We start from the raw sequence: 13,800 nt of genomic DNA, 5'->3' as shown, positions 1-13,800 counted from the left end.
CAACTTCGGTCTATGAAGCAAAAGTGTGTAGAGTTATAGGGATAATAACACAAATTATAAAAGCCATTATCAGACTAGCATGATAATGAAAATAGAGGTGAGCTCATTATGGTAAATAAAAAAGAGGTAGTACGTGCACTTGAACAAATTGCTTTGTACCTTGAGATCTTAGGAGAGAATTCGTTTAAAGTTTCCGCATACCGTAAAGCAGCGAACGCTCTTGAAAGTGATGAGCGAACGATGGACGAGATCGGCGATGTTTCGAAATTGAAAGGAATCGGCAAAGGTACAGCTTCTGTAATCATAGAAATGATAGAAAAGGGCGAATCGGAACTTTTAGTAGAACTTCAGGAAAAAGTACCGTCTGAACTGATAACACTGCTACAAGTTCCAAACCTAGGTGGTAAGAAAATCGCTAAACTTTATTCCGAGTTAGGTATAACGAATATTGAATCTCTAAAAGAAGCATGTGAAAATGGTAAAGTAAGAGCATTGGCTGGGTTTGGTGCTAAAACGGAAGAGAAGATCTTAGGATCGTTAAAGGATCTAGGGAAAAGACCGGAAAGACTTCCTATTGCCTATATGCTGCCAATTGCAGAGAAAATAGAATCACAGTTAAAAAGAATGAAAAATATTGAGAAGTATTCTAGAGCGGGAAGTTTAAGACGCTACCGCGAAACGATAAAAGACTTGGATTTTATTATTTCAAGTGAACATCCGAGTCAAGTAAGAGAGCAACTTTTAAAACTAGATGGCGTTATCGATGTGATTGCAAGCGGAGATACAAAGGTTTCCCTTGTACTCGATGAGAAACTTTCAGTATCCGTAGACTTTCGTATCGTACAACCCCATCAGTTTGCTACAACACTTCATCATTTTACGGGATCTATGGAGCATAATGTTAAAATGCGTCAGCTTGCAAAGGCAAGAGGCGAAAAAATCAGTGAATATGGAGTAGAGAATGTTGAAACTGGTGAAATTCTTACATTTGAAACAGAAGAGGACTTTTATGCGCATTTTTCATTAAGTTGGATTCCACCTGAAGCGAGAGAATCTGGTGAAGAGATAGAGCTATTTAAGGATGGTCATGACTTAATTCAGTTATCTGACATAAAAGGAGATCTTCATCTGCACTCTACTTGGAGCGATGGGGCTTTCTCGATCGAAGAAATGGCTGAAGAAGCACGAAGTAAAGGCTATGAATATATGGCGATTACAGATCATTCTCAATATTTACGAGTTGCAAACGGTCTAACTCCTGAGAGAGTGCGCATGCAGCGACAAGAGATTAATAAGTTAAATAAAAAGTATACTGATTTCAAGATACTAGCTGGAATCGAGATGGATATTCTACCAGATGGTACACTTGATTATGATGATGAATTGTTAGATGAGATGGATTTTGTTATTGCTAGCATCCATTCTGCTTTCTCTCAAGATCAAAGCAAGATCATGGATCGTTTGAAGACGGCGTTAAAACACAAAAAAGTGAATCTGATCGCTCACCCAACAGGGCGCCTGATCGGACGCAGAGAAGGATATGACGTGGATGTTGAAAACCTGCTGCAGCTTGCTTATGAAACGGGTACTGCAGTTGAGTTGAACGCGAATCCGAATCGTCTAGATCTTGCTCCACACTGGTTAAGAAAAGCCCAGGAACTTGGGGTCAAGATAGCGATTAATACAGATGCACATTATAAAGACACGATGAAACATATGGAGATTGGAGCAGCGGTTGCCCGAAAAGGTTTTGTTCGAAAAAACAATGTGTTAAACACAATGACATTGAACGAACTTGAAACCTATTTAAACCGTGAAAAACAGCTCTAGGTCCTGGGAATCAGGAGGAAGAATATATGCAAGAAAAAATGCTGCGTGTTTTAGAACTAAGAAAAGTGATCGATCGTCTAAAAAAGCATGCGAGTTGCTCACTTGGACTAAAAAAAATCGATTCCTTAATGCCATTTACAGCACTTGATGATGTAAATGAGGCTCAAGATGCTACAGATGAAGGTGTAAAAGTTCTTCGATTAAAAGGACAAGTTCCATTCGGCGGGATCCTTGATGTTTCATCAAATGTTAAGCGATCAAAGATTGGGAGTCTGCTGAACGAAGAAGATTTGATGGATATCGCTTCGACTCTCTATGGCGGAAGACGCTTCAAGCGATTTATCGAGGGCTTAGTAGAGGATGGAATTGAACTGCGCATCCTTAAGAATGCGGCAGAAAACATCATTCCTCTTCATGAGCTAGAACAAGAAATCAAAAGCTGTATTGATGACAACGGACATATGATGGATAGCGCTAGTCAAGAACTTCGTGCGATTCGTCAGCAGTTGCGTACGTTTGAAACGCGCGTAAGAGAAAAGCTGGAATCAATCGTCAGATCATCCAGTTATCAAAAAATGTTATCTGACTCGATCATAACCATTCGTAACGACCGATTTGTTATTCCCGTTAAACAAGAGTACAGAGGTAATTTTGGCGGAATGGTTCATGATCAATCAGCGAGTGGAGCAACTTTGTTTATTGAACCTCAATCTGTTATGACGGTTAATAATCAAGTGAAAGAAGCAAAAGCGAAAGAAGCGCGCGAAGTAGAAAAGATTTTAAGAGAACTGACTGCTAAAGTTGCGGAACATGCTGATGATATTCTGTTGAACGTAGATATTTTAGCAGAGATGGATTTTATTCTAGCAAAAGCTAGATTCGCCAATGAGCTAAAATGTACGCGTCCTATTATGAATGACAAAGGTTTTATTTCACTAAATAGTGGCCGACATCCTCTGCTCGATCAAGAAACAGTTGTTCCAACGAGTGTGATGTTAGGTGGCGAGTATCAATCACTCGTCATAACAGGTCCCAATACAGGTGGTAAAACAGTTACCTTAAAAACGATCGGACTTCTAACTCTTATGGCGCAATGTGGCCTGCAGATACCTGCTGGAGAAGAATCAGAAATGGCTGTCTTTAAGACTATCTATGCTGACATTGGTGATGAACAGTCTATTGAACAATCACTGAGTACATTCTCTTCACATATGGTTAACATCGTAGACATCTTAAACAAGATTGATTTTGAATCCCTCGTTCTCTTTGATGAACTTGGAGCAGGGACAGATCCTCAAGAAGGAGCAGCCCTTGCTATTTCGATTCTAGACTTTGTTTTTGCGCGAGGAGCACGTGTCGTTGCCACTACCCATTATAGTGAGTTAAAAGCATATGCTTATAATCGACCTGGTGTTATGAATGCTTCTGTAGAATTTGATGTGCAGACACTAAGACCTACATATCGTTTATTAGTGGGTGTGCCAGGACGAAGTAACGCGTTTGAGATCTCTAAAAGACTCGGACTACGTCAGGATATCATTGATTCAGCTCGCTCTCAGATCAGTGAAGACGAGAACAAGATTGATAATATGATAAAGTCTTTAGAAGATAATCGTAAAAAAGCAGAAAAAGAGATGGAAGAAGCAGAAGGCAGAAGAAAAGAAGCAGAGTCTATTAAGAGTGATCTAGAGAAAGAACTAGAACTGTTTCAGAATGAAAAAGATCGATTGTATGAAAAAGCAAAGCAGGAAGCAGAAAAAGCGATCGAGAAAGCACGTGAAACAGCAGAAGAGATCATTCATGAGATTCGTGAACTTCAAAAATCTGGCGGACAGATCAAAGAACATAAACTGATTGAAGCGAAAAAGAGACTAGAAGAAGCTGTTCCAAAAACAAAAACCAAAAACAAGAAGGTAAAAGCCGTATCAACAAAACAAGAATACGTTCCAGGAGACGAGGTAAGAGTACTTACTGTAGGTCAAAAAGGGCATATCGTTGAAAAAGTAAGTAACAACGAATACCAAGTTCAGATTGGAATCTTAAAGATGAATGTATCTGAAAAAGATTTAGAGTGGGTAAAACAAAGTAAACCGAAACCTGAACCGCGTTCATTCGTAAAAGTATCAGGAAACTCCGATTCTTCTCGCCCAGAACTTGACCTAAGAGGAAAAAGGTATGAAGATGCCATGTTAGAAGTGGATCGATATCTGGATGAAGCACTTTTAGCTGGTTTCAACCAGGTATATATCATCCATGGTAAAGGAACTGGTGCACTAAGAAAAGGTGTTCAAGAGTTGTTAAAGACGCATCGAAATGTTAAATCCACTCGTATGGGTGCAGCTGGAGAAGGCGGAGGCGGAGTAACAGTCGCTGTATTGAAGTAGTAGAGGGAATAAACCAAGCCGTTTACAAAGGGGTATTGTTGAATGGATTTTATGAGTAACGCTTTTATTAAAACTGCAGCTAACTATAGCGTTGTCGTACTATGTCTAGTCGTATTTTTGGCTGTGTTTGAACTGGTTACGCGTTATAAGAATTGGGTCGAAATCAAGAAAGGAAACTTATCCGTCGCTATGGCTACGGGCGGAAAGATTTTCGGTATCGCTAACATCTTTCGGTACTCGATCGCTCAAAATGATTCCATATTGATGATGATAACGTGGAGTGCCTATGGATTTATCCTGCTCTTGATCGGTTATTTTATCTTTGAATTCTTAACCCCTAAGTTTCAGATCGATAAAGAGATCGAGAACGATAACCGAGCAGTTGGTTTCATATCGATGATTATCTCAATTGGTTTATCATTTGTAATCGGTGAAGGAATCGAATAGCTGAAGGGAAAAAATATGGAAACGTTATTTAAAGTGTTGTTTGTATTAAGCGGAGTATTCATCGCTGCTGGACTTATCTACTTATTCTTCTTTGCGTAAGTCTCAAAACCAGTTCTCAATTCGGAGAACTGGTTTTTTCTTGCCTGATATTCTTTAAAAGAAAGATCGCTACTGTTGGTTTGCTTGATACTTATCAATACTCTATAGGAATGTTGATCTTATGAATCTATCTTCATGCAAGTTGATTGGAGCGCGAGGTTGCCGACTCCTGCGGGACAGGTAGGCAGTCTGAAAAGTGTAAATGGCTTGTTCAGCCCCGACAAGCAAAAGGTGAATGGATTTGAAGGCGTACTCTGCCTTCTGAGCCATTTAACTTTTGACCTCGAGGGGCTAGCCATTGCAACTAGACAGGTATGACACTTAAAAGTGAAACGTACGAATGTGGCTCACCGCCTGCCCCGCGGAAAGCGTGCAACCTGGAGCGGAAATCAACTACATTCAAACGTAACGAGGGATTTGCAATAAAGATTTTTTGCTTATGCTCAAAACCAGTTTCTAGAACCGTATTATTGAATTATTTATAATTTTTAAAAAAGTATATAAAATTGTATACGTTTTCAATATAATAGGAATAAAGATATAGAAATTTTGAAGGAAGGCGTGAATTAAAGGAGGAGATGCAAGTGGAAAGACGGTGGCTCAACAGTTACCCTAGTGAAATTCCGGGACATCTTGATTACGACAGCAAACCTTTATTCGCGTATTTAGAATCAGCAGCAGAAGAAAAAAAAGATAAAACTGCTGTACATTTTTTGGGTAAGACATTAACATTCGGTGAACTTCAAGAATGCAGTTTACGCTTCGCACATGCATTAACAACGCTTGGTGTAAAAAAGGGTGATCGTGTTGCCATCATGCTGCCCAACTGCCCGCAGGCAGTCATCGCCTATTACGGCACGCTTTTTATAGGCGGAATCGTTGTACAGACGAATCCTCTTTACACGGAGAGAGAGTTACGTCATCAGTTATCTGACAGCGGGGCAAAAGTCATTGTAGGATTGGATCTTTTGTTTGGAAGAATTTCAGCCGTTCGAGGAGATACGAACCTTGAACACATCATCATGACGTCTGTGAAGGATTATCTGCCTTTTCCTAAGAATTTGATCTATCCATTTATTCAAAAGAGGCAGAATCCAACAGTAGTCGTTGATATTACGTACAATCATGAAGTTCATTCGTTTAAAGATCTGCTGAAACGTTCTCAACCAGTCAAGCCTCAAGTAGAGGTTGATCCTGATGAGGATCTTGCGTTGTTGCAGTACACTGGAGGTACAACGGGTCCAGCAAAAGGTGTGATGCTGACTCACAAAAACCTAGTCACGAACGCGTTACAATGTAATACATGGATGTATAAAAACAGAGAGGGAAAAGAAAAGATTCTTGGAGCTCTGCCTTTTTTTCATGTATATGGTATGACGTGTGTGATGAACCTTGGCATCATAACAAGAGCAGAGATGATCATCCTGCCGCGGTTTGATCCAGTGCAAGTTTTGAAGACGATTCATAAGGAACGACCAACTTTATTTCCAGGCGCTCCGACTATGTATATCGCCCTTCTGAATCATCCAGATCTAAAAAAATACGACCTTTCATCCATTCAAGCATGTATAAGCGGGTCGGCTGCCCTGCCGCTTGAAGTGCAACAAAAATTCCAGGCTGTTATTTCAGGTTCATTAGTAGAAGGGTATGGACTAACAGAAGCTTCACCTGTTACACATGCGAATCTCATTTATGGTGATCAGGTAAGAGGTAGCATCGGATTACCTTGGCCGAACACGGAAGCAGCAATCATCTCAGCTGAGACAGGTGAGTGGGCAGAGCCAGGTGAAATCGGAGAGTTAGCTGTAAGAGGACCTCAGGTTATGAAAGGGTATTGGAACCAACCTGAAGAAACCGCATCTGTATTCAGAGAAGATTGGTTGATTACAGGGGATATGGGTTATATGGATGAAAAAGGTTACTTTTACATCGTGGATCGTAAGAAAGACTTGATCATCGCAGGAGGATTCAATATTTATCCTCGTGAGGTAGAAGAGGTTTTATATGAACACGAAAAAGTAAAAGAAGCTGTAGTAGTCGGTGTGCCTGATGCATACAGAGGAGAAACGGTCAAAGCTTTTGTAGTGTTAAAGGAAGGAACAGAATGTACGGAAGAAGAGCTTAACAAATTCTGCCGAGAGCATCTTGCATCCTTTAAAGTACCTAGGCTTTATGAGTTCAGGCAGGAGCTTCCAAAGACGATGGTAGGTAAGATCTTAAGAAGAGTTCTTTTGGAAGAAGAACGTGAAAAAGCCAAACAAAGTTCGTGAAAGCTGCCACTTGGCGGCTTTTTCTATTGTTAAACGATCACACATTGAGAAATGAAAAACGTTAACTACAAGTTAAACTTGTAAAATGTATAGAAAAAATGACATAATGAAATTGACAGAAAAGAAAGATTTGTTTTACAATTATGAATGAACAATCATTCATTTTTGAAAAGATGATTGTGTTATACAAAAAGAGGCGATAGAAATGAAACGTAAAGGTCCAAAATACGAAAAAATAATTGATGCAGCTGTAAATGTGATTGCAGAACATGGCTACCATCAATCCCAGGTATCAAAGATAGCGAAAGAAGCAGGTGTCGCTGATGGCACCATCTATCTATATTTTAAAAATAAAGAAGATCTGCTTGTTTCTGTTTTTAATGAGAAGATGGGGACCTTTATCGAAAAAACAGAAAACGAGCTAAAAAGTAACGATTCAGCAATAGAGAAGCTTAGAATTCTTGTTGAGATGCACTTTAAGCAACTAACTGCTGATTTTGAACTATCAATCGTAACACAGCTAGAACTTCGGCAGACAAACAGACAACTTCGTGCAAAAATCGGTGAAGTATTAAAGAGATACTTAGATTTAATCGACTCTATCTTGAAGGATGGAATGCAAGAAGGTGTTTTTGTTAAGAACATGGATTACAGATTGGCTCGTCAGATGATCTTCGGAACGATTGACGAAACAGCAACAAACTGGGTAATGAACGATCATCGATATGATCTACCTGCACTTGCTGGTCCCGTACATCAGATGCTTGTAAACGGTCTGTCTGTTCGGTCTGTAAATCTGGATGATTGATTTTCAAAAAAGGAGGGAATATGAAGTTGGAATTCTTACAAATCGAAAAACAAAATAAAGTGGCAACAATTAAACTTAACCGTGCGCCAGCCAATGCTTTATCAACTGGAGTTATTGAAGAAATCGACAAAGCACTCGATCAGATTGAAAATGATAACTCTGTTAAAGCAATTGTTATGTTGGGAGAAGGACGCTTTTTTTCAGCAGGAGCTGATATCAAAGAGTTTACAGAAGTTCCTGATGAAAAAGGTTTTGCGGAGCTTGGGAAAAAAGGACAAGATGTTTTTAACCGAATTGAACAATTTTCAAAACCCGTAATCGCTGCGATTCATGGTGCAGCGCTTGGTGGTGGTCTTGAACTTGCGATGAGTTGCCACATAAGACTTGTGGCCGATGATGCAAAACTAGGTCTACCCGAGCTCACACTAGGACTGGTTCCGGGATTTGCAGGAACTCAAAGGTTACCACAGCTTGTAGGTGTACCTAAAGCATGTGAGATGCTCCTTTCGAGTAAGCCGATTTCAGGGAAAGATGCTGTCACGTTTGGTTTAGCGAACAACTCTTATCCAGTAGAAGAACTTTTTGAAAAGGCTTACAAAATGGCTGGAGAGTTCGCCATGAAAAGTGCTGTTTCCGTAAAGTACACGCTAGAGTTATTGCATTATGCGAGAAATGGCCTTTATGAAAAAGGTGCAGAAAAAGAGCAAGAATTGTTTGGGAAAGCTTTTAAAAGTTTTGATGGGCAAGAAGGAATCTCAGCATTTATTGAAAAAAGAAAGCCTGAATTTCAGGACCGATAACTAGGAGGGTAACGATGAACATTTTTGTTATTTTAAAACGTACTTTTGATACAGAGGAAAAAATTTCTGTTTCAAACAACAAGATCTCTGAAGACAGTGCAGAATTCATTATTAATCCATATGACGAATATGCGATTGAAGAAGCGATCACATTAAAAGATGCACACGGTGGTACTGTTACGGTGGTCACAGTTGGAGATGAAGATTCTGAAAAAGAGCTTCGTACAGCACTGGCTATGGGAGCAGATCAAGCGGTTCTTATCTCGAATGAAGATTTGGACAGCCAAGATCAATTCACGACTTCATCTGTTTTGGCAGCTTACTTTAAAGACAAAGAATACGACATCATTTTAGGCGGAAACGTTGCAATTGATAACGGCACTGGTCAAGTTGGGCCGCGTCTAGCAGAGTTACTAGATATTCCGCATGTAACAACAATTACAAAGATTGAAATAAACGGGACAACTGTAAACATCGAACGTGATGTAGAAGGAGATCTTGAGAAGATTGAAACATCACTTCCGTTATTGGTTACAGCACAACAGGGGTTAAATGAGCCTCGTTATCCTTCGTTACCAGGAATCATGAAAGCAAAGAAGAAGCCTCTTGAAACGTTGGAGTTAGATGATCTTGATATTGATGAAGATGACGTTGAAGCAAAAACAAAAACAGTAGAAGTATATCTTCCGCCTAAGAAGGAAGCTGGAAAAATCCTATCAGGTGAAACTCCAGACCAAGTAAAAGAACTTGTATCTCTGTTAAGAAACGAAGCGAAGGTAATATAAGGAGGAGTCATCATGGCAAAAAAAGTTTTAGTACTTGCAGAATCCCGTGACGGTGCGTTACGTAATGTTTCATTTGAAGCAATTGCAGCAGCAAAAGAAATCTCTGGAGGCGGAGAAGTGTTCGCCGTATTATGTGGTGACTCTGTTCAGTCGTTAGCAACTGAATTGATCCATTATGGAGCTGATCGTGTACTCACAGCGGAAAATGAAAAACTAGCAAACTATACACCAGATGGATATTTTCAAACATTAAAGCAGATCATCGATGATGAAAGTCCTGAAGCTATCGTTTTCGGACACACATCATTAGGAAAAGACCTTTCTCCAAGACTTGCAGCTCGTCTAGAATCTGGACTGATTTCAGATGTTACAGGACTTGAACAAGCTGGTGAGAACACAGTGTTTACTCGCCCTGTCTATTCAGGAAAAGCTTTTGAAAAGAAACTAATCTCAGATGGTTTAGTGTTCGTTACGATTCGTCCTAACAACATCGCACCATTAGAGAAGGATGAATCTCGTTCTGGTGATGTAACATCAGTTTCTGTTGATATTAAAGACTTAAGAACGATTGTTAAAGAAGTGGTCCGTAAAGCATCTACTGGCGTAGATCTAGCAGAAGCAAAGATTATCGTTGCCGGCGGTCGAGGCGTAAAATCAGAAGATGGCTTCAAACCTCTTCAAGAACTTGCAGATGTACTTGGTGCAGCTGTAGGAGCCTCTCGTGGTGCATGTGATGCCGATTATTGTGATTATTCATTGCAGATCGGTCAAACGGGTAAAGTTGTAACGCCTGATCTTTATATCGCTTGTGGGATTTCTGGAGCCATTCAGCATCTAGCTGGAATGTCTAATTCTAAAGTAATCGTGGCGATCAACAAAGATCCAGAAGCTAGCATCTTCTCGGTAGCAGACTATGGAATCGTTGGTGACCTGTTTGAAGTCGTTCCATTATTAACAGAAGAGTTTAAAAAAGTGTTAGTATAATAGAACACAAATGCATGAAAACGTCCGTTTTTCTGGACGTTTTTTTCAATTTCAGAAAAAGGAAGGTGTACGATGACTACGATTGCATTCATTCGTCACGGTGAAACGGATTGGAATACTGAAAAAAGAGCTCAAGGATGTAAGGATATTCCGCTCAACGACAACGGAAAGGATCAAGCGGAACGTCTAGCAAAAAGATTTTCTGATGAGAGATGGGATGCTATATATGCCAGTCCACTACTTAGAGCTTATAAAACAGCTGAAGCGATCAGTGGGATAACAGGGTTGAACGTGATAGCTGATGAAAGACTTCGCGAGATTTCTTTTGGAGAAACAGAAGGTACCACGGAGGTCGAACGAGTTGAGCGCTGGGGAGAAAATTGGATGGAGCTCGACTTAGGCAGGGAAACAAATGAGGAAGCAGATCTTCGATGGAAAGCAGCGTTACAAGACATCATTCAAAAGCATAGGGATGAAAAAGTTTTGATCGTTAGTCACGGTGCTTTACTGGTAAGGATTTTTAAAGAGCTTCTACAGGACGATACGGATCGCTGGTATGGTCTAAATAATACGTCATTCTCGGTCTTTAACCTAAAAGCAGAAAACGATTGGTCTTGTGAATTATTTAACTGTCAGAAACATCTTGAAACGAGTGCTACGAAATAACGTTTGTTGATTTGAAAACTTGGGTACCATAAACTTGAGCAAACTATTAGCAACTGTAACATTTGTGGGATATACTTTGTTTACACTTTGATATTTAAAAGGAGGGCCAAATAAATGGCTATTGTTAATGCATCAGATCAAACATTTAATACAGAAACGAACGAAGGTTTAGTACTTGCTGATTTTTGGGCACCATGGTGCGGACCTTGTAAAATGATCGCTCCTGTTCTTGAAGAAGTAGATCAAGAGATGGAAGAAGTAAAAGTTGTTAAACTTGATGTAGATGAAAACCAAGAAACAGCTGGTAAATACGGTGTTATGAGTATCCCAACTCTACTTGTATTTAAAGATGGTCAAGTGGTTGATCAAGTTGTTGGTTTCCAACCGAAAGAAGCTTTAGTTGAACTATTAAACAAACATAAATAAGTTATGTTTAAAAAAGCCCTGTATTCGGGCTTTTTTTTTATGAGTTTTTACAAACCAATCAATATTTTCTAGGAAATATTGTCGATAAATGAAAATATGTGGGATACAGTTCACGATAGTATTATGAATACATTGATACATGATATGATAGTAGAAAAGACTGCTGAGAGTGAAGGGGGGAAGAAATTGACCTCTATTTCTGTAAAACAAAAATTAATGTTGCTTCCCGATCAACCGGGCTGCTATCTCATGAAGAATGAGTTCGGAAAAGTGATTTATGTTGGAAAAGCAAAAGTGTTAAAGAACCGTGTAAAGTCTTATTTTTCTGGGACACATGATGGCAAAACACAAAGACTTGTAAGTGAGATCAGAGATTTTGAATACATCGTAACTTCTACCGAGATGGAAGCACTGGTCCTTGAGATGAATTTAATAAAAAAGCACGACCCTCGTTATAACGTTATGCTTAAAGATGATAAGAGCTATCCATATTTAAAGATCACTGCTGAAAAGCAGCCAAGACTTCTGTATATACGGAAGATTAAAAAAGACGGTGGAAAATATTTCGGTCCTTTCGTGAACGCTTATGCTGCCCAAGAAACGAAAAAACTGTTAGATCGTATCTTTCCTCTTCGAAAGTGTGACACGATGCCTAAACGTGTGTGTCTGTATTATCATATTGGGCAATGTTTAGGACCTTGCGTATATGACGTATCCGAACAGGAAAACAAGAAGATGGTTGACGGTATCGTAAAATTTCTGAACGGTGGTTATCAAGACGTTAAAAATGAGTTATCGGAAAAGATGCTAGAGGCGTCTGAAGCATTGAACTTTGAACGTGCAAAAGAGCTTAGAGATCAGATACAGCATATTGAAGCTGTTATGGAAAAGCAAAAGATGATGACGGCAGATTTAGTCGATAGAGACGTGTTTGGCTACCATTTCGATAAAGGATGGATGTGTGTACAAGTCTTCTTCATCAGACAAGGGAAAGTGATCGCTCGAGATATTTCTGTCTTTCCTTTTTATGGAGAAGCGAATGAGGACTTGCTAACCTTTATTGGCCAGTTCTATCTGCAGAAGAATCACCTTTTGCCTAAAGAGATTCTGCTTCCTCAGGAAGTGGATGCTAATCTAGTATCGGAACTTCTTCAAGTGAAAGTATTGCAACCAAAAAAAGGACAAAAGAAAGAGCTAGTAGAGTTAGCTACTAAGAACGCGTCCTTAGCTCTTCACGAAAAATTTGCCCTAATCGAGCAAGATGAAGCGAGAACGATTAAAGCCGTTGAGAACCTTGGAGAGAGAATTGGGATCGCTGCTCCTTATCGTATCGAAGCGTTCGACAACTCAAATATACATGGAACAGATCCTGTTTCTGCGATGGTTGTTTTTGTTGATGGTAAACCTTATAAAAAGGATTATCGAAAATACAAGATCAAATCTGTAGAAGGACCAGATGATTATGCTTCTATGAAAGAAGTTGTTCGCCGAAGATATACGAGAGTGTTAAGAGAAGAAGGGGAGCTTCCTAGTCTCATTTTGATCGATGGGGGAAAAGGCCAGATATCAGCAGCTCAAGATGTTTTAGAAAACGAGCTTAACTTATTTATTCCAGTGGCAGGTTTGTCCAAAGATGAAAAACATAGAACGTCACAGCTATGGATCGGTGATCCTCCAGAGATAATACACCTGGCTCGAAACAGTCAGGAGTTCTATCTGTTGCAACGAATTCAAGATGAAGTTCATAGGTTTGCAATCTCTTTCCACCGAAAAGTTCGTTCTAAAAGTATGTTTGAATCAACATTAGACAGCATTGCGGGCATCGGTGACAAACGTAAAAAGATGCTTCTTCGCCATTTTGGATCGTTAAAGAAATTAAAAGAAGCTTCTGTTGATGAGATTCAAGCAGCAGGTGTACCTAAACCAGTAGCCGAGCTTATTGAAAAAGCATTTTTGTCAAATGAGTAGTTGCAGCCATTGAGTAACTTTGTTAAAATGAATCCAACTTTATAAATATGCCATGCTTCGTATGAAGTGATGGTAGAGGAGCAGGAACCAATAGTAACCCATCTGAAGAGAAGAAGCTCTAGTGATGATGGCGGAAAGGGGATTCTTGCCGAAGTGTAAAAGGGCTTCTAGCCTTTTATGCTGGACCTGTATTGAATAAATACAGAGCTGTCACACAAGTCCCCCCAGGATTTGTGTGGAGGACTATCTCACGAGGGGGAACAAACTTGGCTTGCTACGGATTATAGCAACAATAGGGTTTTTCCTTATTGTTGCTTTTTTGTATTTACTTTT

The 13,800-nt window shown here is 39.6% G+C and carries 11 protein-coding genes and 1 riboswitch; all 11 genes read left to right on the top strand.

From position 1 onward, the window contains the following. Positions 1–108: 108 nt before the first annotated feature. The 11 genes from polX to uvrC all read left to right on the top strand — a co-directional run bounded on the left by polX (position 109) and on the right by uvrC (position 13,467). Positions 109–1,830, top strand: coding sequence for a DNA polymerase/3'-5' exonuclease PolX (gene polX, locus ABE65_RS15310; protein ID WP_066396693.1), 1,722 nt, complete (start codon positions 109–111; stop codon positions 1,828–1,830). A gap of 26 nt (positions 1,831–1,856) precedes the next feature. Beyond that, a complete protein-coding gene (locus ABE65_RS15305) occupies positions 1,857–4,214 on the top strand; it encodes an endonuclease MutS2 (RefSeq protein ID WP_066396691.1) in 2,358 nt (785 codons plus the stop codon). Between the two features lie 42 nt (positions 4,215–4,256). After that, a complete protein-coding gene (locus ABE65_RS15300) occupies positions 4,257–4,661 on the top strand; it encodes a DUF350 domain-containing protein (RefSeq protein ID WP_066396690.1) in 405 nt (134 codons plus the stop codon). 677 nt (positions 4,662–5,338) lie between these two features. Beyond that, a complete protein-coding gene (locus ABE65_RS15295; protein WP_156499185.1) occupies positions 5,339–7,030 on the top strand; it encodes a long-chain-fatty-acid--CoA ligase in 1,692 nt (563 codons plus the stop codon). 205 nt (positions 7,031–7,235) lie between these two features. Continuing rightward, entirely contained in the window at positions 7,236–7,838 is a 603-nt protein-coding gene (locus ABE65_RS15290; protein WP_066396687.1) for a fatty acid metabolism transcriptional regulator FadR, read from the top strand. 26 nt (positions 7,839–7,864) lie between these two features. After that, positions 7,865–8,638 (top strand): enoyl-CoA hydratase, encoded by a 774-nt coding sequence (locus tag ABE65_RS15285; protein ID WP_066400240.1) that lies wholly within the window; start codon positions 7,865–7,867, stop codon positions 8,636–8,638. Between the two features lie 14 nt (positions 8,639–8,652). Beyond that, positions 8,653–9,423, top strand: a complete 771-nt coding sequence (locus tag ABE65_RS15280) for an electron transfer flavoprotein subunit beta/FixA family protein (protein WP_066396685.1) — start codon at positions 8,653–8,655, stop codon at positions 9,421–9,423. 12 nt (positions 9,424–9,435) lie between these two features. Then, positions 9,436–10,407 (top strand): electron transfer flavoprotein subunit alpha/FixB family protein, encoded by a 972-nt coding sequence (locus tag ABE65_RS15275; RefSeq protein ID WP_066396682.1) that lies wholly within the window; start codon positions 9,436–9,438, stop codon positions 10,405–10,407. A gap of 72 nt (positions 10,408–10,479) precedes the next feature. Beyond that, positions 10,480–11,073 carry a histidine phosphatase family protein gene (locus ABE65_RS15270; RefSeq protein WP_066396677.1) on the top strand — a complete coding sequence of 198 codons (594 nt, stop codon included), beginning with the start codon at positions 10,480–10,482 and terminating at the stop codon, positions 11,071–11,073. Positions 11,074–11,187: 114 nt separating this feature from the next. Further along, on the top strand, positions 11,188–11,499 hold the full coding sequence (trxA, locus tag ABE65_RS15265) for a thioredoxin (protein WP_066396676.1): 312 nt from the start codon (positions 11,188–11,190) through the stop codon (positions 11,497–11,499). Positions 11,500–11,715: 216 nt separating this feature from the next. After that, positions 11,716–13,467, top strand: a complete 1,752-nt coding sequence (gene uvrC, locus ABE65_RS15260; RefSeq protein ID WP_231887907.1) for an excinuclease ABC subunit UvrC — start codon at positions 11,716–11,718, stop codon at positions 13,465–13,467. Between the two features lie 65 nt (positions 13,468–13,532). After that, positions 13,533–13,721: riboswitch (Lysine riboswitch) on the top strand. Positions 13,722–13,800 lie beyond the last annotated feature (79 nt).

It is taken from the genome of Fictibacillus phosphorivorans, from assembly GCF_001629705.1.
GTDB classification, from domain to species: Bacteria; Bacillota; Bacilli; order Bacillales; family Fictibacillaceae; genus Fictibacillus; species Fictibacillus phosphorivorans_A.
The sequence above is the reverse complement of the archived record's forward strand: the minus strand, read 5'-3'. Positions and strand labels throughout refer to the sequence as shown.

Bases quoted from the DNA above. Each gene is read 5' to 3' on its own strand.
- ABE65_RS15280 (WP_066396685.1), top strand. From the start codon at position 8,653: ATGAACATTTTTGTTATTTTAAAACGTACTTTTGATACAGAGGAAAAA.
- ABE65_RS15305 (WP_066396691.1), top strand. From the start codon at position 1,857: ATGCAAGAAAAAATGCTGCGTGTTTTAGAACTAAGAAAAGTGATCGAT.
- ABE65_RS15300 (WP_066396690.1), top strand. From the start codon at position 4,257: ATGGATTTTATGAGTAACGCTTTTATTAAAACTGCAGCTAACTATAGC.
- ABE65_RS15295 (WP_156499185.1), top strand. From the start codon at position 5,339: ATGCAAGTGGAAAGACGGTGGCTCAACAGTTACCCTAGTGAAATTCCG.
- trxA (WP_066396676.1), top strand. From the start codon at position 11,188: ATGGCTATTGTTAATGCATCAGATCAAACATTTAATACAGAAACGAAC.
- polX (WP_066396693.1), top strand. From the start codon at position 109: ATGGTAAATAAAAAAGAGGTAGTACGTGCACTTGAACAAATTGCTTTG.
- ABE65_RS15290 (WP_066396687.1), top strand. From the start codon at position 7,236: ATGAAACGTAAAGGTCCAAAATACGAAAAAATAATTGATGCAGCTGTA.
- ABE65_RS15275 (WP_066396682.1), top strand. From the start codon at position 9,436: ATGGCAAAAAAAGTTTTAGTACTTGCAGAATCCCGTGACGGTGCGTTA.
- uvrC (WP_231887907.1), top strand. From the start codon at position 11,716: ATGTTGCTTCCCGATCAACCGGGCTGCTATCTCATGAAGAATGAGTTC.
- ABE65_RS15270 (WP_066396677.1), top strand. From the start codon at position 10,480: ATGACTACGATTGCATTCATTCGTCACGGTGAAACGGATTGGAATACT.